A 23,850-nucleotide genomic window follows, 5' to 3' on the forward strand; every position below is an offset into this window, starting at 1 on the left:
GAATACATCTCTGTAGGCTCTAATCGGCATCCATGCCTCATCAGGTCCCGCAAACAGCCCTCGACACCAGGGCCTTCACATCAAGCCCCGCATTCTTTTCATGCCGCGCAGGGTGCGCTGTGCGTACCCTAGGCCAACTGCAGATGCATGCCGGCGCGGGTCGCCAGTTCGGCAAAGTTCGGGAACGACGTGGCCACGTTGGCGCAATTCTGGATGCGGATTGTAGCGTCCGCGCGTAAAGATGCCACCGCAAAGGCCATCGCAATACGGTGGTCGCCGAGGCTATCGACACTGCCACCGCCAAACGCCGTGCCCTGCCCCGCCCCCTGAATGACAATGCCGTCCGGGGTCGGCTCGGCGTCGACACCCAGCACCTTGAGGCCATCTGCCATCGCCTGAATACGATCGCTCTCCTTGACCCGCAACTCCTCGGCACCAGTCAGAACCGTCTCGCCCTCGGCGCAGGCAGCGGCGACAAACAGCGCCGGGAACTCGTCGATCGCCAGCGGCACCTGCTTCTCCGGAATGCGGATGCCCTTCAGCGGCGCATGGCGCACGCGAATGTCCGCGACCGGCTCGCCGCCCACCTCGCGGCGGTTCTGCAGCTCGAGATCCGCGCCCATCAGCCGCAGGATATTGATCACGCCGTCACGGGTCGGATTGATGCCCACATGCTCCAGCAGCACATCGGAGCCCGGCGTGATCGCCGCCGCGACCATAAAGAAAGTGGCTGAAGAAATATCCGCGGGCACATCGATCCTGCCCGCGGCCAGCTTGCCGCCGCCGCGCAACGTCGCGCGGGCGCCGTCACGCTGCACTTCGTAGCCGAAACCGGTGAGCATGCGCTCAGTGTGGTCGCGCGTCGGCGCCGGCTCGGTAGTACTGGTCGCCCCATCGGCATACAGGCCGGCCAGCAGCACACAGGATTTTACCTGCGCACTGGCCATCGGCAGCCGGTAGTCGATACCGTGCAGCTTGCGCCCGCCCTTGATCACCAGCGGCGGCCGCCCCTCGGGGCCAGTCTCGATTGCCGCGCCCATTTCCCGCAGCGGATCGGCCACGCGATTCATCGGACGCTTGGACAGGGACTCGTCGCCAGTCAGGGTTACATCGAATGCCTGCCCGGCCAGTAACCCGGCCAGCAGGCGCATGGAAGTGCCGGAATTACCCAGGTACAGCGGCCCCGGCGGCGCCTGCAGGCCATGCAGGCCGACACCGTAAATGGTTACACGGCCGCCCACCGGACCCTCGATGACCACGCCCATATCGCGGAACGCCTGCAGCGTTGCCAGCGCATCCTCCCCCTCGAGGAACCCCTCCACCTCGGTGACCCCCTCGGCGAGGGAGCCCAGCATGATGGAGCGATGTGACATCGACTTGTCGCCGGGAACGCGCAATTTACCGGTCACGGTGCCGCCCGGCTGCGCGATAAAAGTTACTTCCTGTGCTTGCATAGAATCGGTATACGCCTTTCTGGCCAACATTTTTGTAAAGTGATCCCGCGCCGCCTTGGCCCGGGTAAACACGCCCATCAGGTGCTCGCTGTCACCGGCCGCAACCGCCGCGCGCAGCGAAGCCAGATTGGCGGTGTACAGGTCGATCGCCTTCAGGATCGCCTCGCGGTTCGCCAGCATGATGTCCCGCCACATCACCGGATCACTGGAGGCGATGCGGGTGAAATCGCGAAAACCACCGGCGGCGTAACGGAAAATATTCTCGTTTTCCGCATCGTGCGCCAGGGTGTCCACCAGGCCGTATGCGATGACATGCGGCAGATGGCTGGTGGCCGCCAATACTTCATCGTGCTCGTCCACCGGCATATTCAGTACCTCGCCACCGACGGCGCGCCACATGGCCTCCACCCGCGCCAGATGCTCCGCAGCGGTATCCGCCAGCGGCGTCAGGATAATGCGGTGGGCGATATAGAGATCGTCGCGCGCCGCGGTCACGCCGCTCTGCTCGGAACCGGCGATCGGGTGTCCCGGCACCAGAAATTCCGGCACCCGCCCCCAGACCTTTTCCGCCGCGGCGACCACGCTGCCCTTGACGCTGGCGCCGTCGGTTACCGTCACGCCCGCCGGCAGGCCGCGCTGCAAATCGGCAAACACCGACTCCACTGCCAGCGTCGGCACTGCGACAAACACCACGTCGCCGGGCTCCAGTTGCGGCAGGATTTCGCCCAGATCGGTCACCGCGCGATCGGCAATGCCGAGTTCCACCGCCTGCTCGCAGGTACGCGCGCGGCGCGCCACGCCGATCACTTCACGGCAGGCACCGGCGGCCTTCAACGCCAGCGCCAGGCTGCCGCCGATCAGGCCGATACCGACGACCACCAGGCGACCGATTTTCGGCTCCGCCATTTACAGTACTCCGCGCGGGTAGGAACCCAGCACTTTCATGTCCGCAGCGCAGGCGCTCACCTCGCGCAGCGCCGCGGCGATATTGTCGGTGTCGCGGTGCCCCTTGAAATCGATAAAGAACACATAGGTCCAGTTGCCGGACTGCGATGGCCGCGTCTCCACCCGGGTCAGGTCGATGCCGTGGCGGCGAAACGGCTCGAGCAGGTCGTGCAGCGCCCCCGGCTCGTTGCGCATGGACACCATCAGTGAGGTCTTGTCGTCACCGCTGGCCGGCACCGCCTGGGAACCGATAATCAGGAAGCGGGTGGAATTGTCCGGGCGGTCCTCGATTTTCTCCGCGAGAATTTTCAGGCCGTAGAGGTCTGCCGCCATATCGCCGGCGATCGCCGCCGCATTCCACTCGCTCTTCACGCGCCTGGCCGCCTCGGCATTACTGGACACCGCCACCCGCTCTACATTCGGGTAGTGGGAATCCAGCCACTTGCGGCACTGCGCGAGACTCTGGGCGTGGGAGTAGATACGCGTGATCGAATCGGCACGGGTGATATCCGAGATCATCAGGTGATGATGGATACGCAGCTCCACCTCGCCACAGATCTGCAGGTTGGAACCCATGAAATTATCCAGGGTGTGGTTGATTACCCCTTCGGTGGAATTCTCCACCGGTACCACACCGTAATTGACCGCACCGGCCTCCACCTCACGGAACACTTCGTCGATGGCCGCCAGCGGGCGGCTCTGGGCGGAGTTGCCGAAGTGCTTCAGCGCCGCCTGCTGGGTGAAAGTGCCCTCCGGTCCAAGGTAGGCCACTTTGAGCGGCTCCTCCAGTGCCAGGCAGGCAGACATGATCTCGCGGAACAGCCGCGCCATTTCCTCATCGGTCAGCGGCCCCTGATTGCGCTCCATGGCGCGGCGCAGCACCTGCGCTTCGCGCTCGGGGCGATAGAACAGCGCATCCTCACCGGCCGCCTTTTTCACTTCTGCCACTTTCAGTGCGCACTCGGCACGCTCGCTGATCAGCTGCGCAATCTCGCCGTCGATCTCGTCGATCCGGTCGCGCAGCGCCAGCAGCTGCGGGTCGACCTTGGTAGTTTCATCAGACATCCACTTGCCTATTCGTTGTCCGTTACATCTTTATTCATTACATCAGGTCCGGCGCTGCTCGAAGTCGGCCATAAATGCCACCAGCGCTTCGACGGCTGCCAGCGGGACCGCGTTATACAGCGATGCGCGCATACCACCGACAGAGCGGTGACCCTTGAGGTTGAGCAGCCCGGCCTCTTCGGCCTCGCGCAGAAACGCTTTGTCGAGGCTGTCGTCCGCCAGCACAAACGGCACGTTCATACGCGAGCGACTGCCCGGCTCCACCGGGCTGGAGAAAAATTCACTGCGATCGAGATAGTCGTACAGCAGCGCGGACTTGCGCAGGCTCTGCTCCGCCATCGCCTCGACACCGCCCTGGGCCTTCAACCACTGGAACACCAGACCGGACAGGTACCAGGCAAAGGTCGGCGGTGTGTTGTCCATGGAGCCGGCATCCGCCGCCACTTTCCAGCTGAGGCTGCGCGGGATCTCCGGCAGCGCGCGCTCGAGCAGGTCGTCGCGCACGATCGCCACGGCGATACCGGACGGGCCGATATTTTTCTGCGCGCCGGCATAGATCACGCCGAACTTCTCCACCGGCAGCGGCTGCGACAGAATGTTCGATGACATATCGGCCACCAGAGGACAACTGACCTCCGGGATATAGTCGAACTCCACTCCGCCAATGGTCTCGTTGGGCGTGTAATGGAAGTAGGCCGCATCGCCACTCTGCTGCCAGCTGTCCGGCCCCGGTGCGTAGGTGAAGTTACGGTCCTCGCTGGAGGCGACCACATTGACCTGCCCGTAGCGCTGCGCCTCCTTGATTGCCTTATTCGCCCACTGGCCGGTGTGGATATAGTCCGCCACCTTCCGACCAGCACCGAACAGGTTCCACGGCACCGCACTGAACTGCGCGGTGGCGCCACCGTGCAGGAACAGCACTTTGTAATTGGCCGGGATGGCGAGCAGGTCGCGCAGATCCTGTTCCGCACGCTCAGCCACTTCGACAAATTCCGGTGAACGGTGACTGATTTCCATCACTGAACAACCCAACCCCTGCCAGTCCAGCAGTTCCTGCTGCGCCTGACGCAGAACCGGTTCCGGCAGTGCAGCGGGGCCGGCGCAGAAATTAAACTTCCTCATGATCAATCAACTTCCTAGTGAACACAGAGAAATGGTTACAGACAAAACTAGATAAACCGACGCCAAAAATCCCGATCGGGAAATGTGCATCATATTTTCTCGCAATTTTTGGTAGCCCTTGGACGAGAAAGGCCGCGAAATTCGCGGCCTTTCTACTCAAACGTCTGCGGCGATCACGCTTCGCCACCTTCATCACCTTCGTCCTGGTCGTCGTCCTCACTCTCCTGAATCCGCGCCAGGCCCACCAGCTTCTCACCGGTTTTGAGGCGAATGACCCGCACCCCCTGGGTGTTGCGGCTCAGGATGGAAACTTCGTCGACACGGGTGCGCACCAGCGTCCCCTGATCGGAGATCAGCATGATCTCCTCACCCGGGTGCACCTGGCAGGCGCCGACCAGAGCACCGTTGCGCTCACTCTCGGCGATCGCAATCACACCCTGGGTACCGCGCCCCTTGGTGGGGAAGTCCGCGGTGGCGGTGCGCTTGCCGTAACCCTTTTCGGTCACCATCATCACCGAGCCGCCCTCTTCCGGGATCACCATGGCAATCACTTCCTTGCCCTCGGCCATGCGGATACCGCGCACACCGCGGGACACCCGCCCCATGGAGCGCACGTTTTCCTCGGCGAAGCGTGCCGCCTTGCCGGCACTGGTGAGCAGCAGCACATCGCGGTGGCCATCGGTGATCGCGGTCGCCACCAGGCGGTCGTCCTCGTCCAGCTCGATGGCTTTCAGGCCCACGCTGCGGGGACGCGCGAAAGCGGACAGCGGGGTCTTTTTCACGGTGCCGTTGGCGGTGGCAAAGAAGATAAAGTAGTTCTCGTCGTACTCGGACACCGGCAGCATGCTGCTGATACGCTCATCATCTTCCAGCGGCAGCATATTGACCATCGGCCGGCCGCGGGAAGCGCGCCCGGCAGTGGGCACCTCATAGACTTTCAGCCAGTACACCTTGCCCCGGTTGGAGAAGCACAGGATGGTGTCGTGGGAATTGGCAATCAGCAGGTGCTCGACGAAATCCTCGTCCCTCACCTGGGTGGCGGACTTGCCCATGCCGCCGCGGCGCTGGGCCTGGTAGTCGGCCAGGGGCTGGCTCTTGGCGTAGCCACCGTGGGAGATGGTCACCACACGGTCTTCCGGGGTAATCAGGTCCTCGACGGTGAGATCCTGGCGGGAAGCGACGATATCAGTGCGGCGCTCGTCGCCGAACTCCTTGTTCAGCTGCTCCAGCTCCTCGCGGATCACCTCCATCAGGCGCTCGAAACTGCCGAGGATGTGCAGGTACTCGGCGATCTGCTCCAGGCGCTCGCTGTATTCGGCCAGCAGCTTGTCGTGCTCCATGCCGGTCAGGCGGTGCAGGCGCAACTCGAGGATGGCCTGGGCCTGGGCCGGTGACAGGTAGTAACTTCCGTCGCGCAGACCGTATTCTTTCGGCAGATCGTCGGGGCGGCAGGCGTCGGCACCGGCGCGCTCCAGGAACTGCTGCACCTCGCCCACCGGCCAGCCCTTGGCCAGCAGCGCCTCGCGCGCATCCGCGGGCGTGGAGGAAGATTTGATCAGCTCGATCACCGGATCGATATTGGAGATGGCGATCGCCAGGCCTTCGAGGATATGGCCGCGCTCGCGCGCCTTGCGCAGCAGGTAGACGGTGCGGCGGGTCACCACTTCCTGGCGGTGGCGAACAAAGTACTCGAGCAGCTGTTTGAGGTTCAGCACCTTGGGCTGGCCGTCCACCAGCGCCACCATATTGATGCCGAACACGCTCTCCAGCTGTGTCTGCGAGTAGAGGTTGTTCAGCACCACGTCGCCCAGCTCGCCGCGCTTCAGTTCGATCACTACGCGCAGGCCGTCTTTATCGGACTCGTCGCGCAGTTCGGAGATGCCCTCGATCTTTTTCTCTTTTACCAGCTCGGCGATGCGCTCGATCAGGCGCGCCTTGTTCAGCTGGTAGGGGATCTCGTGGATGATGATAGTTTCGCGATTGGTCTTGTCATCGCGCACCACCTCGGCCTTGGCGCGAATGTAAATTCGCCCGCGACCGGTGCGGTAGGCCATCAGGATACCGGCGCGGCCGTTAATGATGGCCCCGGTGGGGAAATCCGGCCCGGGGATGAAATCCATCAGGTCGTCGACGCTGAGTTCCGGGTTGTCGATCAGCGCCAGGCAGGCCTGCACCACCTCGCTCATATTGTGCGGCGGGATGTTAGTGGCCATACCCACGGCAATACCGGCGGAGCCGTTTACCAGCAGGTTGGGCACCCGCGACGGCAGCACTTCCGGCATCCGCTCGGAACCGTCGTAGTTGTCGATATAGTTGACGGTTTCCTTATCCAGGTCAGACAGCAGCTCGTGGGCCAGCTTGTCCATGCGGATCTCGGTATAACGCATGGCCGCCGGGCTGTCGCCGTCGATGGAACCGAAGTTGCCCTGGCCATCCACCAGCATATAGCGCAGCGAGAAGGGCTGGGCCATACGCACGATGGTGTCGTAGACCGCGGTGTCGCCGTGCGGGTGGTATTTACCGATTACGTCGCCGACCACACGCGCCGATTTTTTGTACGGCTTGTTCCAGTCGTTTTTCAGTTCGTTCATGGCGAAGAGCACACGGCGGTGCACCGGCTTGAGGCCATCGCGCACATCTGGCAGCGCGCGGCCCACGATCACGCTCATCGCATAGTCGAGATAGGACTGCTTGAGTTCTTCTTCGATGTTAATCGGAGAGATTTCTTTGGCTAATTCGCCCATGGCTTACGGCATTCCTTTTTATAAGGCGAGCGCTGAGTGCAATCGCTGCACCAGCCCCGGATAAGCGGGCAATTCTACCACAATTTACCGCGATTGGATGGCCTCCGTTGCGCTGCCACCGCAGCGCCCGGGGAACCCCGCCCCGCGGTTGCCGGCACCGCACTCGGCCGCTACAGTCTGTCGCTCTGCAAGCAGACCAGACACCGAGCCCGAACCATGCCCCAAGCCATCGATACCCTGATCCACGCCCGCTGGATTGTCCCGGTCATCCCCGAACAGAAGGTGTATGAAAACTGTTCGCTGGCCGTGCACGACGGCAAGATCCTCGCCCTGCTGCCCACGGCGGAGGCCAGCGCTCGCTATACGCCGCAGCGCGAGGTCAACCTGGAGCGGCACGCGCTGATCCCGGGGCTGATCAATAGCCACAACCACACCCCCATGGCCCTGCTGCGCGGCTATGCCGACGATCGCCCGCTAATGGAATGGCTGGAGCAACACATCTGGCCGGCGGAACAGCAGTGGCTGCACCCGGAGTTTATCGCCGATGGCAGCCGTCTGGCCGTGGCCGAAATGTTGCGCTCGGGCACCACCACCTTTGCCGACCAGTATTTCTTCCCCGAGGCCACCGCACTGGTGGCGCGGGAAACCGGCATACGCGCACAGATCGCCTTCCCGGTGCTCGATTTCCCCACTCCCTGGAGCCGCGACGGCGAGGACGCCCTGCAAAAGGGCCTGGCCCTGCGCGACAGCTACCGCTCCCACGAGCGCATCGGCGTGGTGTTCGCGCCCCACGCCCCCTACACCGTCGGCGACACCACCCTGGAGAAGATCGCAGTCTACGCCGCCGAGGCGCAGATTCCGGTACAGATGCACCTGCATGAGACCGCCGGCGAGGTGGAACGCGCACTCGCGGAAACCGGCGAACGCCCCACCGAGCGACTGCAGCGCCTCGGCCTGCTCGGCCCACAAACCCTGTGCGTGCATATGACCGCGGTGAACGAGCGCGATATCGACCTGCTGCAGCAGAGCGGCGCCCATGTGGCCCACTGCCCCAGGTCCAACCTCAAGCTGGCCTCCGGCTTCTGTCCCACCGCGCGACTGCTGGAGGCCGGGATCAACGTGGCTCTGGGCACCGATGGCGCTGCCAGCAACAACAGCCAGGACCTGTTCGCCGAAGCCAATAGCGCTGCACTGCTGGCCAAGGCAGTCAGCGGCGACGCCGCCGCCCTTCCCGCCCACCAGGCGCTGGCCATGGCCACCATCCACGGCGCCCGCGCCCTCGGCATCGATGGCGTGACCGGCAGCCTGGAGCCGGGCAAGAGCGCCGACCTGGTGGCCATCGACCTCGGCGGGCTGGAACAACAGCCGCTGCACGACCCGGTATCGCAACTTATCTATACCGCCTGCGGTCACAATGTCACCGACGTCTGGGTGACCGGCAAGCCGCTGCTGGTCGAGCGCCAGCTACAGACCCTCAACGAGGCGGAGGTGATTCAGCGGGCGCGCATGTGGCGTGATAGAATGGCAGGCTTGGGCTGATAGGATCCCCGAATCCGGGATCCGGTCGCCATAACCAGATGCGAAGACGCCGATGCGCGGGCCGCCTGCGAAACGACTGCCATACGGCGGTTGACCGGGTAGCCACAGGTATCAGCGTCGCCCGACACCGATCGGTCACCAGTGACTGGCGGTACAGCGCCGATTAGAGATGGGAAATTTGACAAGCAACGTAGATCCGGCGGAAATCGCCAAATTTGAGCAGCTCGCCAGCCGCTGGTGGGACCGCGAGGGCGAATTCAAGCCGCTGCACGAGATCAATCCGCTGCGCGCCAATTATATCGACCAGCGCGCGCCGGTGGCCGGCCGCAAGCTGCTCGACGTCGGCTGCGGCGGCGGCATCCTGGCCGAGGCCATGGCCCAACGCGGCGCCGAGGTCACCGGCATCGATATGGGTGAGGCGCCACTGAACGTGGCCAAGCTGCACGCACTGGAAAGCGGCGTGCAGGTGACCTACCGCCGCACGCCGGTGGAAGAACTGGCGGCGGAGCAGCCCGGCAGCTTCGATATTGTCACCTGCCTGGAAATGCTGGAGCACGTACCGGATCCGGCCTCGGTGATCCGCGCGTGCGCGGCGCTGGTCAAACCCGGCGGCCAGCTGTTTTTCTCCACCATCAACCGCACGGCCAAGGGCTGGCTGTTCGCCGTGGTGGGTGCGGAATACGTGTTGCGCCTGCTACCCAAGGGCACCCATGAATACGGCAAGTTTATCCGTCCATCGGAAATGGGCGCGTGGCTGCGGGAAGCGGGGCTCGATGCGCGGGATATCACCGGCATGACCTACAACCCGATTACCCGCCACTACAAACTGGATCCGCGGGATGTGGACGTCAACTACCTGATGCACGCCAGCAAGCCGGAATAACGGCACCAAAGAGGTATACAAGGCAGCACCGAATGAAAGCAGTACTCTTCGATCTCGACGGCACCCTGTTCGACACCGCTCCGGACTTTATCGTGGTGCTCAACCGGCTGCGCGAGCAGGAACAGCTGCCGCCGCTGGCGGACGAAGCCGTCCGCGCGGTGGTCTCCAATGGCGCCCGCGCCATGGTGGCGCTGGGCTTTGGCACCGACGAGGGACACCCGGCCTTCGAGGGGCTGCGCCAGCGTTTCCTCGACCTCTACCTGGCGCACCTGGCCGACAAAACCGTGCTGTTCCCCGGTATCCGCACATTGCTCGACGAACTCGCCGCGCGCAATATCGCCTGGGGTATTGTCACCAACAAGCCGTCCACCTATACCGAACCGCTGATGCGCGCCTTCGACCACCTGCCGGCGCCCGGCGCGGTGGTCTGCCCGGACCATGTGACCAACCGCAAGCCCGACCCGGAGCCGGTGCTGCTGGCGTGCCAGCAGATCGGCTGCAGACCGGAGGAAGCGATTTACGTCGGCGACCACGAACGCGACATCCGCGCCGGCCGCAATGCCGGCATGCCTACCGTCGCCTGCCGCTACGGCTATATTGACCAGGGCGACGACCCGGCCAACTGGGGCGCCGACCACCTGGTGGAATCCGCCGAGGACATCTGGCCGCTGCTGCGGGCACACTATCTGGAGATGGCCGGCCAGGAGTAAGCAGCCGGCCGCGACGAGACCTCAGCACCAAGCTCAACCTGGAAGAACTATGCCTGAAACGATCGGCGACTACCGCGCCCCTGCAGACCTGCTCAAAGACAAGATCATCCTCGTCACCGGGGCCGGCGACGGTATCGGCAAGACCGCCGCCAGGACCTTCGCCGCACACGGCGCCACCGTGGTCCTGCTGGGGCGCACCACCGCCAAGCTGGAAATGGTCTACGACGAGATCGAGGCCGCCGGCGGCCCGCAGCCGGCGATCTTCCCGATGGACCTGAGCGAAGCGCGCATCGAGAATTTCGAGCACTTCGCCGAGGCCATTGACCAGGAGTTCGGCCGCCTCGACGGGCTGCTGCATAACGCCAGCCTGCTGGGCCAGCGCACCCCGATTGCCAACTATCACTACGCCACCTGGCAGCAGGTGATGCAGGTCAACGTGAACGCCGCCTTCGGCCTCACCAAGACCCTGCTGCCGATGCTGGAAAAGTCCGAGGCCGGCTCGGTGGTCTTCACCAGCTCCGGGGTCGGCCGCCAGGGGCGCGCATTCTGGGGCGCCTATGCGGTATCCAAGTTCGCCACCGAGGGCCTGATGCAGGTGCTTGCCGACGAGATGGACGGCGTGTCCAATACCCGCGTCAACAGTATCAACCCGGGCGCCACCCGCACCCAGATGCGCGCCACCGCCTACCCGGCCGAGGATCCGCGCAGCGTCACCGCACCGCAAGACATCATGCCCACCTACCTGTACCTGATGGGTGACGACAGCCGCGGGGTCAACGGCAAGCAGTTCGACGCGCAATAGCGTCGGGCAGCGACGACAGGCAAAAAAATACCCGGGCAATGCCCGGGTATTTTTTTCAGCAGCTGCCAGTCGGCCACAGAGGGCCCTGGACAGCAGTCTATCAGTCGTCGGACGGGTCCATTTTGTCCGCCGCATCCATCGCCTTGTCGGCCATGTCATCAGCGGCATCGGCGGCAGTATCCATCGCATCGCCGGCGGCATCCATGGCGTCGTCTGCAGCCTCGGCAGTGGCGTCGGCGGCGTCCTCAGCAGCGTCTTTCATCTGTTCCGGCGCATCGGCGAAAACGTCGCCATCCGCACCCGCCACGCTATCGTTACTCGCCATCGTGCTCTCGGCGTCCTTGGCTGCATCCTTGACTGCCGCACCGGCCTCCTGCACTGCAGAATCCACCTGTTCGGCGATCGCCTTGTCGGCGCCTGCCTGCTCCATGTTCTGGTAGTAAAAGTAACCGCCGATAGCGGCAATGACGATTGCGGGAATAATAATTTTTTTCATTTTCCTACCCCTGACAGTATCGATTTATGGTTATTGGCCACAGTTATTGTTCCACGCCCACCCAATGGGGAACGTGACCCGACGCACGTTTCCACCCTTGCCGTGGCGCCTGTGGCACAGCGGACCCACTTTGACACAGAAATACGCCGACGTCAGGGCGTGTGTGCGCTACTGTGCGCTGAGTGGCGCCAATTTAAACCGATACTTGTCCGGCCGCCCCCGCGTCAGGCAAAATTGGCCGCCTGATCCGCAATTACGGTCCACTGACACCATGCGACTCCTTCTATCCAGCGCCCTGCTTCTGCTGGCCGTCCAGGCCTCTGCCGACACCCTCAGCGACCAGCTGCGCGACTGCGCGGGCATTTCTCCCGACAGCAAGCGCCTCGCCTGCTACGACGCCCTCAGCGGTTCCCTGGACCAGCGCGCGGAGCGGGATTTCGGCCGCGAACAACAACGCATCTCCGAGGAGGCACCGGACACCCTCAATGCGGCCATCACCAACATCCAGTCCGGCGCCTACAACAAGCTGATCATCACCCTCAGCAACGGCCAGGTGTGGCGACAGATCGACAGCCACCGGGTGCACTGGGACAGCGGTGATCAGGTACAGGTAGAGCGCGCGATGTTCGGCTCCTTCCGGATGAAGCCCGCCGACGGCGGCCGCACTATCCGCGTCAAACGCATCAAGTAAGTACACCGGCCTTCCCCGCCGCTACGACTCCCGGCGCGCCCGCGTCGGGCGCCTGCTGCCCGCTTCGCGCCACTCCGACCGCACCGGCCGACCGCCCGGACGAAAACCCTCCGGTCAGCATCTGTACGGCGCAAATTTCCACCATCATCTATATTCAAGAAAGATTCATGCGCCATGTGGCATCAGCGCTGATGCTGTGCCGCCGGCGTGCGTTCAGGCAGCCAACAGAAGGTGCAATCACTTGTCCCGAGAAAACTTTTACTCAAGGGATGATGCGTGGCTGAAGGACACAGACGAACCGCTCTCCGCAGACCTCCCCGCCGAGGACAGCGAGAGCACGCCCCCCACTGAAGCCAGTGCCGAGCCAGAGGATCTCGGCGGCAGCACGGAAACCGGTGACAGCGGCGGTACGCCGATGCAGAACTACCTCAAACACCTGTATCGGCTCGACCTGCTGACTCCGGAGGACGAACACACCACCACCTGCATGCTGCGCGAGCTGGAGGACAAACTGATTGCCCTGCTGAACCGACGCGGCGTACCGCTGGTGGAACTGCGCAGCGAGGGCGTGGAACAGCGCGGCAGCACGGGCGCCTACGATCACGGACTGATCATCGCCCGCGCCGAGGCGCTACTCGCCTCCGACACGCTGCCCAAGCGCGAGCGCAGCAGCCTGCAAAGCCTGCTGCGGCGCTTCCGGGCGAGTCGCAAGAAACTGATCCAGTGCAATCTGCGCCTGGTCATCGCCATCGCCAAGCGCTTCCGCAACCCGTCGGTCCCCTTTATCGACCTGATCCAGGAGGGCAATGTCGGCCTGATGAAGGCCATCGAGCGCTTCAAACCGCAAATGGGCTACCGCTTCTCCACCTACGCCTACTGGTGGATACAGCAGGAAATCCAGCTGGCTTTGCGCCGCAGCGACGACCTGGTTCGCCAGCCGGCTAATGTGCAGGACGACCTGCGAGCCATCTACCGCGCCATCAGCGAGGTGCGCGCAGGGGGTCTGCCGGCATCCGACGAAAACCTGGCGCAACACACCGGCCTCGACCTGGAGCGCGTCCAGAGCCTGCTCAAACTGCCCGGCCCCACCAGCTCACTGGACGAGCCAGTGGCGGACGACCAGAGCAGCACGCGTCTCGACTACGCGCCGGCGGACGACCTCTACAACACCGACGAGCTGGTCACCAACGAGGAGCTGGCACAGCGGCTGCGGGAAGCGGTAGAGCGCCTTCCGGCACGCCAGCGCACGGTGCTGTGCCTGCGCTACGGGTTGATCTCCGACCGCGACTGCTCCTTCCGGGTCATCGGCGAGCAGCTGGGGCTGAGCCAGGAGCGCGCGCGCCAGCTGCACTCGGATGCCCTGCGCCAGCTGAAACGACAGTGGCGCTGAGCGCGGGGCCTGGCCGTCGCGCCGCGGCGAGCGCGGCGCGACGGCAGCGGCTGTCACAATAAATCAGGGGGCAATGCGCTACACTGGTCGGGCCGGCTGGCGGGAGGCTGAAAAATCTGTTCGGCGGTCTGCTAGTCTTTGGCCACCCCGAACAACAATCAAAGTGAATAAGTCATGCGCCGATTGCTTCCCGCCGTGCTTTTTTGTGGTCTCTGCTGTACCCCTATCGCACAGGCGGAGCAGGAAGTGGTCATCAGTGCCGGCAAGGGGCTCGGCAACGCGCTGATTCAGCGCTATTCCATCTCCACCGCGAAAATGGCCGGCGCCAGTTATGCCCGCCGTTTTCTCGAATACCGCTTTGTCACCGGGCTCTGGCAATGGTGGGGGCAGGCCAGCTATTCCCATCTGTGGCTCGATTACCGCGGCCTCGATCAGACCGAGAACATCTTCGAATTGAAGCCGGTGTTGCGCTGGTATCCCTGCCGCCGCGCCTACGGACTCTTCGGCGAATTCGGCGTCGGCGGTGCCTATCTCAGCGAGCAGGACTTCGGCGATATTCATCTCACCACCAAACCGAATTTCGCCCTGCATTTTGCCGGCGGCTATCGCCTGCAAAACGGTGCGGTCGTGTCCCTTCGCTACAGCCACTTCTCCAATGCCTATACCAATACCCCCAACCCCGGTTTTGATTTCGCCGCAGTAAACTGGCATTTCAACTTCAAATAGCCTCGATTTGTCGGCAAATCGCCCGAACCGTCATATTTCGATCAAATTTCTGTAACAGCCCCGGCACACAATAATCGCCATAACAACAAGGGGGCGGATTCGAGCGCAACGGCTGCGCCTGCCGCCCCGCAAGGGAATGATCAATAAAAATACTGACTTGGGGGCGCCCGCCCGGGATGGCGGGCGGGATTGCCGCGGGCCTATGATTCACACCATTTGCCACCTGATTGCCAGCCGGGACCACGGCCGGCTGGAAAAACACGTCGCCGACCTGTCGCGCTGGCAGGCCCATCACAGCGGTGCGCAGGTAGCGGTCATCGCTCACCCGCGCTTCCAGAACACGCTGGATCCGGCGGTGCAGTTCCTGGCGCTGAATACCGATCACAGCCGCCACCACGCCAACCTGGTATGGCGCCTGGCCAACCAGATCCGCACCGGGGCCTTCCAGGTCGTCCACGGCCACGGCAGCAAGTCGGCACAACTGCTGGCAGCGGTGCAGCCCTACACCGACAGCCTGCAGGTCATCACCCGCCACAATGTTCGCCACCCGCGCGACAAGCTCGCCAGCGCCTTTGACGCACGTATCGCGGTCAGCCGCGCGGCGGTGGCCAATTCGCGCCTGAACTGGGACATCATCCCCAGCGGTATCGATATGCTTCCGGTGGCGGCACAGCCCCGCGCAATCAATCGCACCCCCGTGATTGCCGCCCCCGCGCGGCTGGTGAAGACTGCGCATATGGATACGGTAATAGGGGCAATGGCTGCGCTGCCGGACGCCCGCCTGCAGGTTGTCGGCGACGGCCCGGAGAGGTCACGACTGGAAGCGCTGAGTCGGCAGCTGCAGTTGCAGCAGCGGGTTGAATTTACCGGCGAGATATCGGCCGCCCAGCAGCGCACCCTGCTCTGCAGTGCCGACCTGATGGTGAGCTGTGCGCAGACGGATGGCGCCAGCTATCGGGTGATCGAGGCGCTGCTCAATCGCTGCCCGGTGGTCAGCAGTCGCCACGGCGATACCGACGACTACCTGCCCGCCCCATACCTGCTCGACACGGCGACCCCGGAATCCCTGGTGCAGCGCCTGAATACCGCGCTGAGCGACCGCCCGCGCCTGCAGCGGGAATTTGCCCCGGTATTCGATCGCGCCGCCGGCGAACTGACCCTGGAGCGCATGGGCAGCAATACCTGGCAGGTTTACCTGGCACTGGCAGCGCAATACCCGTCAGCGGTTATGCCGGCGAGCAGATCTCCTCGTACAGCGCCAGAGTTTGCGCCGCCGTCTCCCCGAGACTGAAGCCACTGAAATCGATCGACTGCGGCCGCTCCAGCACCCGCTGGCACGCCGTCAGCAGAGCGTCGAAATCGTCCCGCGCCACCAGCCCCTGGGGAAAGCAATGCTGCAGCAGTTCCGCCACGTCGCCGTCGCGGTAGGCGACTACCGGGCAGTCCATCGCCAGCGCTTCTGCCGCCTGGTCACCCGCATCGCCGTTCGCCGCCAGCTGCACACACACGCGCGCACTGGCATAGAGTTCGCGCATGTCGCGGCGCTCGCCGAGGAACAGCACCTTGTCCGACAGGCCCAGATCCAGCGCCAGCTGCTCCAGCTTGCGCGCGTATTTCTCCTGCCCGGGCGCGGTATTGCCAACCATCAGGCCGAACACATCCGCGCGCTCTTGCGCCAGCGCCGCCAGCAGCTGTAGAAAAGTCTCCTGGCCGCGGCCCGGGCACAGCGGCGCCGCCATCATCAGCCAGTGCCGGCCTTCCAGCTGCGGGTAGTCGTTCAACAATCGCTGTTGCCAATGACCGGAAATGGGCGCGCGCCGATCGAGCTCGCGGGTGTTCACCCCGCGATAAATCACCCGCGGTACGCGCTGCAGTTTTTTACCAAACTGCGCCTGCAGTCGCTCCGCAATCTGCTGCGACGCGGCGATCACCTGGCTGCCGGCTGCCAGCGCAGCACTGCAGTAGCTGCCCGGCTCGACGCTGTGTACCGCGCTGACCAGTTGCGGCCGCTCGGCCTCCGGCAGACCGCGCCAGGCCCGCCAGGTAACGCGCGCCGGCACGCGCCCGCGCACCTGCACCACGTCCGCGCGCAGCTCCCGCAGCAGGCGGCGCAGCCGCTGCACCGGGCCACGCGACAGGAAACTTTTCTTGTGCATCGGCAGTTCAAAATGCTGGCCGCCGCGCAAGGTCAATCGGGACACCAGTTCACCGCCATTGGAAATGACGATGGACTCGTGCCCCATGCGCACCAGTTCACAGGCAAAATCCAGCGCCGCTTTATCGTTCGCGCCGCCATTCAGCTCAGGCAATATTTGTATGATCCGCATAATTCCGGTTAAAAGTGCGTTTTTATTGTTGAGAATTGTGACACCTTTTTCACCGCACTCACCACCCTTTTTTGGATTTGCGCCGGCCCGAGAGTAATTTGCGACAGCCACCACCGTGCCGCCTTTGACCCACAGCGAAGATTCCCTGTGACTGCGCGCACAACGTCGGAGACGGCAGCCGCAACAAACAGGTGGTAACATCGACACAGACACAATATCGGGAGAACCACCATGCCTGTCATCCGCGCCCATTTCGCACTGCGCCACTGCCTGGCCGCCCTGCTACTGCTGCTTTCCACCGCCGCCGGCGCCGCCGAAGACAAGGGGCTTTTCTGGCACGCCCAGAAAGGCGAACACGAGATCTACCTGCTCGGTTCCGTGCATATGGCGACGAAGGATTTTTACCCGATGCGCCAACAGATTCTCCAGGCCTATCGAGACAGCGATGCGCTGGTAGTCGAGGCCGATATCCTGGCCGCGGAAAAGGATCCGGCGCTGCAGCAAAAAATCATGCAGGAGTCCCTGTACCAGGGAAAGCGCAGCCTGCGCGATGACCTGTCGCCAGAGGTTTACGGAAAGCTGCAAAAGTGGCTGCAGCAGCGCCAGCTACCCGAGCCGCTATTTGTACGCCAGCGCCCCGCGTTCGCGATGATTACGCTCAGCATGGTGGAAATGAAAGCCCGGGGCCTCGACCCCAGCCTCGGTATTGACCGCCACTTCCTGAAACTGGCCAAGAGCGATGGCAAACCGGTAGTGGAGCTGGAAGGTGTGATGAAACAGCTACAGGTGCTGAACGGCCTCGGTGAGCCGGACTTGCTCCTCGAGCAGACCCTGGCACAACTGGATGATATCGGCACCTTTATTCCAAAGCTTACCAGCGCCTGGAAAACCGGCGACAGCGACGCGCTGTATCACCTAATCATTGCCGACGACCTGGCTGAACACCCGGAATACCGCCCGGTTTACGAGACACTGTTTTTCAATCGCAACCAGCATATGGCGGCGGGAATCCGCAAAGCCAGCGCCGCCCACCCCTCCGTGTTTGTCATCGTCGGCGCCGGCCACCTGGTGGGCGAAGACAGTGTCATCCAGCGACTCAAGTCCAAGGGCTACAAAGTCCAGCAGATTTAACCGTAACGCGCGACCTGCCTGACCGATTCCGGTTACCGACTGGCAACCTGCTGGAAAATACTTTCTCAGTAGGCTGCTAGACTCCAGAGCATTGATTTGGAATCCGGATATACAGGGAGGTAACCATGCGCCGACTGGCGGCAGTTATTGCGGCAGTGAGCGCTGCACTTGCGGGACCGGCACTTGCGGACCAGGCGAAGACACGCGGCAATCTGGAAATCACGTCCGACGACGGTCAATTTTCCGCCGAGCTCGGCGGTCGCATCCATTTCGACGCCTATCTGTTCGACGATGATATCGAGGACCCGGTCAGCACCTCGGAATTTCGCCGCACCCGGATCACGCTGTCCGGCCACGCCTACAGCTGGAAATACAAACTGGAACAGGACTTCGCCGCCGGCAATACCCAAGCCGGCTTTCGCGATGTTTACCTGTCGCACGAATTTTTCGGCGGCAGTATCACTATCGGCCAGTTCAAGGTCTACCGCGGCATGGAGGAGCTGACCAGCTCCAACGAGCTGACCGAAATGGAGCGCCCCTTTGCCAGTGCCACCGGGCTCTACGAGGGGCGACAGTTCCAGCAGGGCATCGGCTGGCACAACCACTGGCAGTGCACCACCGCCGGTGCCATGGTCTACAACCTGCGCAACGCCGCCGGGCCACGCAACGAGGGCCTCGGCGCGGCCGCGCGCTTCACCTGGGCACCGTTCAACAGCGAGTGGAGCACCGTACACCTGGGTATTTCCGCCAGCCGCGAGGATGCCAACCGCGATTCCGATGAAATCGAAGCCGTCGCCAACTACGCCGGCCGCCGTGGTCCCAGCCAGCTGATCGCGCTGACGCCGGGAGACGCCGGCTTCTTTTTCGGCGACTACGGCGATCAGGAATTCTACCTCGGCAACCCCGGCGGTCACTTCGACAGTGTGGGTGTGGAACTGGCAGCCACCTATGGGCCGCTGTATGCGCAGGCCGAGTATGCCTATGCGAAATTCGACGGCGATTACGCCGTCTCGCAGCAGACCTTCGACAACTGGTTCGACCGCTACCCGAACTGCGACCCGTATTTCGGCTGCTTTATTGGCGACCAGGACGTGCGCAGCTGGTATGTCATGGGCAGCTGGATGATTACCGGTGAGCACAAGCCGTACAACGGCAAGAAAGGTGTGTTCAAATCGGCCAAACCGCGCAGCGAATGGGGCGCCTGGGAACTCACCGCGCGCTACGACACCATCGAAAACCGCGACATCCCGGACCTGCAGGCCAACAGCACCATTGTCGGGGTGAACTATTACCACAACCCGCGCGTGCGCTTTATGTTGAATCTGGTCTTTGGTGACGATGATTTTACCGACGACAAAACCAAGCAGCTGGCGATCCGCGCACAGATGAGCTGGTAACCCGGTCGGCGGCAAGATCCAGGGCAAAAAAAAACCGGGGACTGGCCCCGGTTTTTTTTATTCTCGCAGATCAACCGACCTGTTGCGCCTTGGCCGGATCGAATACCTCCACCGGCGTTGCACCATCTGCAACCACCGCCGGATTACGGAAGCGCTGCAGCGCCGCATCGCGCAGTTGCTGCGCCTTGTCCACGTTGGCATCCTTGACCGGGCCGTAGCCGCGGATGGCATCCGGGTAGCCCAGCAGCTCGATGGCCGCAGCGTGGTTGTCGGCATTCAGCAGGCCGAGCACCTCGTCCACCATCTGCTCGTAATCGCCGATCAGGGCGCGCTCCATCTTGCGCTCGGCGGTGTAACCGAACACATCGAAGGCGGTGCCACGCAGGAATTTCAGCTTCGCCAGCAGCCCGAATGCCTTGTACATCCAACCGCCGAACTTGAGCTTGCGCGGGCGCCCCAGTGCCTTGTCGAACGGCGCAATCATCGGCGGCGCCAGGTTGAACTCCAGCTCGAAATCACCGGCGAAGTTCTCTTTCAGCGCCTCGGCAAAACGGCCATCGGTATACAGGCGCGCCACCTCGTACTCATCCTTGTAGGCGAGCAGTTTGGCGTAATTGCGGGCGACCACTTCCGCCAGCGCCTCACTGCCGGGCACTTTGAGAATCTCCGCAGACTTCACCTTGTCCACCAGCGCGCGGTAGCGGCTCGCCAGGGCGGTGTTCTGGTAGTCGGCCAGGTGGGCACTGCGGTGCGCGACGACATCCTCGAGGCCCTGCGGCAGCACCGCGACCGTCTCGTCGCGCGCCAGCAGCGCGTCCAGTGCGGCGCGATCCGCCGCGGCCAGGCGGCCGGCGGCAAAGCCCTGCAGGTTGGCCTCCACGGCCACCCCGTTCAGCTCGATCGCCTGCAGCAGAGATTCCTGCCCCAGCGGCACCAGGCCCTTCTGCCAGGCGAAGCCGAGCATAAAGATATTGGCCGTCAGGGTGTCCCCCAGGGCCGCGCTGGTGAGCTTGTGGCCCTCCACCGCGGTCAGCTCTTTCACCGCGCTGTCGATGCTGTCGAGCACCGCCTGCGGCGAGTGGATATCCTCGCGCCCCAGTACCGAAGCGGCGGTGGGGCTCAGGTGCGTGTTCACCACGGCGCGGCTGAGCGTCTCGTCCAGTTTGGCCAGGCTGGCCGCCAGGTTGCCGGCGGCGATCAGGTCGCAGGCCAGCAGCGCGTCGGCGCGACCGTCGGAGATACGCACCGCCTGCAGCGCGTCGGCACGCTCGGCAAAGCGCACGTGCGAATACACCGCCCCGCCCTTCTGCGCGAGCCCGGTCTGGTCCAGGGTGCTGGTGGCCTTGCCCTCGATATGTGCGGCCATGGCCAGCAGCGCGCCGATGGTCACCACGCCGGTACCGCCCACGCCCGTCACCAGCAGGTTGTAGGGCTCGGACAGTTGCGGCAATTGCGGTTGCGGCAGCTTGGCCGCCTCGGTGCGCAGGACATCGCCGACGCCGGCGCGCTTGGCCAGCTTGCCACCCTTGATGGTGACGAAAGACGGACAGAAGCCATTCACACAGGACATATCCTGGTTACAGCCGGTCTGGTTGATGCGGCGCTTGTCGCCGAAGGCGGTATCCACCTTCTCGACAGCGATACAGCTGGACTGCTGTACACAGTCGCCACAACCCTCGCACACCAGCTCGTTGATAAACGGGCGCCCCTCTGCCTTGGGCAGCAGGCCGCGCTTGCGCTTGCGGCGCAGCTCGGTGGCGCAGGTCTGGTCGTAGATGATGACGGTGCAGCCTTCGGTCTCGCGCAGCTCTTCCATCACCACCGGCATATGGTCGCGGTGGCGGATTTCCACTTCGCTCGGGAAGGTCAGCGCGCCCTTGTACTTGTCCGGGTTGTCCATCACCAGCACGACTTTCTGCACGCCCTCGGACAGCACCTGGCGGCAGATCATGTCCGGTGCCAGTTCGCCGTCGTGGGGCTGGCCGCCGGTCATGGCGACGGCATCGTTGAACAGGATCTTGTAGGTGATATTCACCTTCGCGGCGACAGACGCGCGAATGGCGAGAATCCCGGAGTGGAAATAGGTCCCGTCGCCCAGATTGACGAATACGTGTTTTTCGCTGGTGAAAGGCGCCTGACCCACCCAGTTGACGCCTTCGGCGCCCATCTGGGTAAAAGTGTAGGTCTCGCGGTCGAGCCACTGGGCCATGTAGTGGCAGCCGATACCGGCCAGCGCGCGGCTGCCCTCGGGCACCTTGGTAGAACGGTTGTGCGGGCAGCCGGCACAGAACATCGGCAGGCGCGAGACGCTGGAACCGGCCTGCCGGGAGATGCGCTCGGCCAGCTTGTCGAGGCGCATCAAGCGGTGCCTGGCACGCTCGCCCAGGTTCTTGTCCGACAGTACCTTACCCAGCACCTGGGTCACTACTGCCGGTGACAGCTCGCCGTACATCGGCATCAGCGGGCGGTCGTGTTCATCCACTTTACCGATGATGCGCGGGAAGTGCGGGTCTTGCAGGTGCACGTTGTACAGCTCTTCTTTCAGCTGCACTTCCATCAGGCTGCGCTTTTCCTCCAATACCAGCAGGTAATCGAGGCCGCGGGCAAACTCCTGGATACCGGGCACGTCCAGCGGGTAGGTCATACCCACCTTGAGGATGCGGATACCCAGCGCCTTGGCCTGCGCCTCGTCGATACCCATATCTTCAAAGGCCTGCATCAGGTCGAGATGGGCCTTGCCGGTGCTGACGATGCCGAGGGTTGCCTCGGGGTTTTCCAGCACCACTTTGTTCAGTTTGTTGGCGCGCGCAAACGCCAGTGCCGCCGGGCGCTTGTAGCGCCACAGGCGCTCTTCCTGCTCGAGCGGATTGTCCTGCTTGCGGATATTGAGGCCGCCCTCGGGGCGCTCCACTTCCGGGTAGGAGAACTGCACGCGCTGCGGATCCACCTCGACGGTGGCCGAGCTGTCCATATTTTCCGCCAGGGTAATCATTGCCACCCAGCAGCCGCTGAAGCGCGACAGTTCCAGGCCATAGTGGCCGTAGTCCAGCACTTCTTGCACCGTGGCCGGGTTCAGCACCGGGATATGCATATCGACGAACGCAAACTCGGACTGGCCCGGGTAAGAGGAGGACTTGCAGCCGTGGTCGTCGCCGGCGATGATCAGCGCACCGCCCTTGGGCGAGGAGCCGGCGGCATTGGCGTGGCGGAAGGCGTCGCCGGAGCGGTCGATACCCGGCGTCTTGCCGTACCAGATGCCGCAGACACCATCCACCTCGGCGCCGTCGAACAGGCCCACTTGCTGCGAGCCCCACACGGAGGTCGCCGCCAGTTCCTCGTTGACGCCGGGAATAAAGCGGATCTTGTATTCGTCGAGAAATTTCTTCGCGCGGGTCAGCTGCTGGTCGTAGCCACCCAGCGGGGAGCCACGGTAGCCGGAGATGAAGGTAGCGGTATTGAGGTCACGAGCGCGATCCATTCGCATCTGGTCGATGGGCAGGCGCACCAGAGCCTGGATGCCAGATAGCAGTACCTGCCCTTTCAGGGTGGTGTAGCGATCGTCCAGGGAGATCTGCTTGGACTGGGCATTTTCCCGAGATGGGGCCGCGGGTTGCTGACTGCTCACTTGTTCACTCATACGCCTACTTCCGATTCTCTCTAGCTGTTACCGCTTGGTCATTATTCTTCGGCTCAATTTGCCGCCGGTCGCCGCTGCCCATATGGCCGGTTCCCCGGGGGAACTGGCGGGCAATCACAAAACTGGTTGCACCAGCGACGAACTGGTCAGGTCATACTAGTGCGTTAAGCGCAATAGAACATTGCTTTATTAACACAAGTATGCGTAAAATTATGATAGATATCTCGACTAGAACATTATTTGTAGGATAGGAGTTTGTATGAAGCGTTCGACAGACCTCGACGATTTCGACCGCAAGATTCTGCGGGCGCTGCAGGAGAACGCCGATTATTCCATGGCGGAACTCGGAGACAAAGTGGGATTGTCCCACACCCCCTGCTGGCGTCGCATCAAACGCCTCGAAGCCGACGGCATCATCCGTGGACGTGTGACCCTGCTCGATCCCCGGAAACTCGACCTCGGAGTCACAGTATACTGCTATGTCACCATACACAACCACGATGAAGAATCTTTGAACAGCTTCGAGTCGGCGGTTCAGGATGTGCAGGAAGTCGTGGAGTGCTACTCCACCAGTGGTGACAAAGACTACGTCCTGCGCGTGGTGGTCGACAGTGTGGAGCACTACGAGCAGCTTCTCAAGCGCTCACTGGTGCACCTGCCCAATGTGGCCTCGGTGAACTCCACTTTTGCGTTGAAGCAGGTCAAGTACACGACCCAGTTGCCGCTGTAAGTTCAGCTCAGACTGACTTCGCCGGGGCACACTCGAGTGTTCGCCCCGGCCTGGATTGGGT

18 protein-coding genes are annotated in these 23,850 nt (G+C 63.2%); 11 read left to right on the plus strand and 7 right to left on the minus strand.

Going from position 1 to position 23,850, the window contains the following annotated elements:
- Positions 1-128: 128 nt before the first annotated feature.
- The 4 genes from ABDK11_RS11980 to gyrA all read right to left on the minus strand — a co-directional run bounded on the left by ABDK11_RS11980 (position 129) and on the right by gyrA (position 7,330).
- Complete coding sequence (locus tag ABDK11_RS11980) at positions 129-2,360, minus strand: bifunctional prephenate dehydrogenase/3-phosphoshikimate 1-carboxyvinyltransferase (protein WP_346836740.1); 2,232 nt, start codon at positions 2,358-2,360, stop codon at positions 129-131.
- Positions 2,361-3,464, minus strand: coding sequence for a prephenate dehydratase (gene pheA / locus ABDK11_RS11985; protein WP_346836741.1), 1,104 nt, complete (start codon positions 3,462-3,464; stop codon positions 2,361-2,363).
- A gap of 42 nt (positions 3,465-3,506) precedes the next feature.
- Positions 3,507-4,586, minus strand: coding sequence for a 3-phosphoserine/phosphohydroxythreonine transaminase (gene serC / locus ABDK11_RS11990; RefSeq protein WP_346836742.1), 1,080 nt, complete (start codon positions 4,584-4,586; stop codon positions 3,507-3,509).
- Positions 4,587-4,759: 173 nt separating this feature from the next.
- Complete coding sequence (gene gyrA / locus ABDK11_RS11995) at positions 4,760-7,330, minus strand: DNA gyrase subunit A (RefSeq protein ID WP_346836743.1); 2,571 nt, start codon at positions 7,328-7,330, stop codon at positions 4,760-4,762.
- A 216-nt stretch (positions 7,331-7,546) separates the two neighbouring features.
- On the opposite strand from gyrA, the gene ABDK11_RS12000 reads away from it, so the two are divergent.
- From ABDK11_RS12000 to ABDK11_RS12015, 4 genes are all read left to right on the plus strand, one after another.
- On the plus strand, positions 7,547-8,869 hold the full coding sequence (locus ABDK11_RS12000; protein WP_346836744.1) for a TRZ/ATZ family hydrolase: 1,323 nt from the start codon (positions 7,547-7,549) through the stop codon (positions 8,867-8,869).
- Between the two features lie 169 nt (positions 8,870-9,038).
- Complete coding sequence (gene ubiG, locus ABDK11_RS12005; protein ID WP_346836745.1) at positions 9,039-9,752, plus strand: bifunctional 2-polyprenyl-6-hydroxyphenol methylase/3-demethylubiquinol 3-O-methyltransferase UbiG; 714 nt, start codon at positions 9,039-9,041, stop codon at positions 9,750-9,752.
- Positions 9,753-9,784: 32 nt separating this feature from the next.
- Positions 9,785-10,462 (plus strand): HAD-IA family hydrolase, encoded by a 678-nt coding sequence (locus tag ABDK11_RS12010; protein WP_346836746.1) that lies wholly within the window; start codon positions 9,785-9,787, stop codon positions 10,460-10,462.
- A gap of 61 nt (positions 10,463-10,523) precedes the next feature.
- Positions 10,524-11,264 carry a YciK family oxidoreductase gene (locus tag ABDK11_RS12015; RefSeq protein WP_346840200.1) on the plus strand — a complete coding sequence of 247 codons (741 nt, stop codon included), beginning with the start codon at positions 10,524-10,526 and terminating at the stop codon, positions 11,262-11,264.
- A gap of 100 nt (positions 11,265-11,364) precedes the next feature.
- Here ABDK11_RS12015 and ABDK11_RS12020 read toward each other — a convergent pair whose 3' ends face one another.
- Positions 11,365-11,760, minus strand: a complete 396-nt coding sequence (locus ABDK11_RS12020) for a hypothetical protein (RefSeq protein WP_346836747.1) — start codon at positions 11,758-11,760, stop codon at positions 11,365-11,367.
- Positions 11,761-12,031: 271 nt separating this feature from the next.
- Between ABDK11_RS12020 and ABDK11_RS12025 the strand changes: the two genes are divergently transcribed.
- The 4 genes from ABDK11_RS12025 to ABDK11_RS12040 all read left to right on the plus strand — a co-directional run bounded on the left by ABDK11_RS12025 (position 12,032) and on the right by ABDK11_RS12040 (position 15,858).
- Positions 12,032-12,451 (plus strand): hypothetical protein, encoded by a 420-nt coding sequence (locus ABDK11_RS12025; RefSeq protein ID WP_346836748.1) that lies wholly within the window; start codon positions 12,032-12,034, stop codon positions 12,449-12,451.
- A gap of 241 nt (positions 12,452-12,692) precedes the next feature.
- Positions 12,693-13,841: a sigma-70 family RNA polymerase sigma factor gene (locus tag ABDK11_RS12030; protein ID WP_346836749.1), complete on the plus strand. Its 1,149-nt coding sequence runs from the start codon at positions 12,693-12,695 to the stop codon at positions 13,839-13,841.
- Between the two features lie 174 nt (positions 13,842-14,015).
- Positions 14,016-14,567, plus strand: a complete 552-nt coding sequence (locus ABDK11_RS12035) for an acyloxyacyl hydrolase (RefSeq protein WP_346836750.1) — start codon at positions 14,016-14,018, stop codon at positions 14,565-14,567.
- A gap of 202 nt (positions 14,568-14,769) precedes the next feature.
- Positions 14,770-15,858 (plus strand): glycosyltransferase family 4 protein, encoded by a 1,089-nt coding sequence (locus tag ABDK11_RS12040; protein WP_346836751.1) that lies wholly within the window; start codon positions 14,770-14,772, stop codon positions 15,856-15,858.
- Here ABDK11_RS12040 and ABDK11_RS12045 read toward each other — a convergent pair.
- The gene (locus ABDK11_RS12045) at positions 15,794-16,876 is read right to left on the minus strand and encodes a glycosyltransferase (protein ID WP_346836752.1); all 1,083 of its coding nucleotides are present in this window, start codon (positions 16,874-16,876) and stop codon (positions 15,794-15,796) included. The genes ABDK11_RS12040 and ABDK11_RS12045 overlap by 65 nt on opposite strands.
- 249 nt (positions 16,877-17,125) lie before the next feature.
- Between ABDK11_RS12045 and ABDK11_RS12050 the strand changes: the two genes are divergently transcribed.
- Together ABDK11_RS12050 and ABDK11_RS12055 are read left to right on the plus strand one after the other, a co-directional pair.
- Complete coding sequence (locus ABDK11_RS12050; protein ID WP_346836753.1) at positions 17,126-18,025, plus strand: TraB/GumN family protein; 900 nt, start codon at positions 17,126-17,128, stop codon at positions 18,023-18,025.
- Positions 18,026-18,150: 125 nt separating this feature from the next.
- Positions 18,151-19,422, plus strand: a complete 1,272-nt coding sequence (locus tag ABDK11_RS12055; protein WP_346836754.1) for a porin — start codon at positions 18,151-18,153, stop codon at positions 19,420-19,422.
- Positions 19,423-19,492: 70 nt separating this feature from the next.
- Here the strand turns inward: ABDK11_RS12055 and ABDK11_RS12060 are convergent, their stop codons facing one another.
- Complete coding sequence (locus ABDK11_RS12060; RefSeq protein ID WP_346836755.1) at positions 19,493-23,059, minus strand: indolepyruvate ferredoxin oxidoreductase family protein; 3,567 nt, start codon at positions 23,057-23,059, stop codon at positions 19,493-19,495.
- Positions 23,060-23,318: 259 nt separating this feature from the next.
- Here ABDK11_RS12060 and ABDK11_RS12065 point away from each other — a divergent pair, with 259 nt between their 5' ends.
- A complete protein-coding gene (locus ABDK11_RS12065; protein ID WP_346836756.1) occupies positions 23,319-23,789 on the plus strand; it encodes an Lrp/AsnC family transcriptional regulator in 471 nt (156 codons plus the stop codon).
- Positions 23,790-23,850 lie beyond the last annotated feature (61 nt).

Origin of the sequence: Microbulbifer sp. SAOS-129_SWC (genome assembly GCF_039696035.1) — a bacterium.
In the GTDB taxonomy this organism is placed as follows: Bacteria; Pseudomonadota; Gammaproteobacteria; order Pseudomonadales; family Cellvibrionaceae; genus Microbulbifer.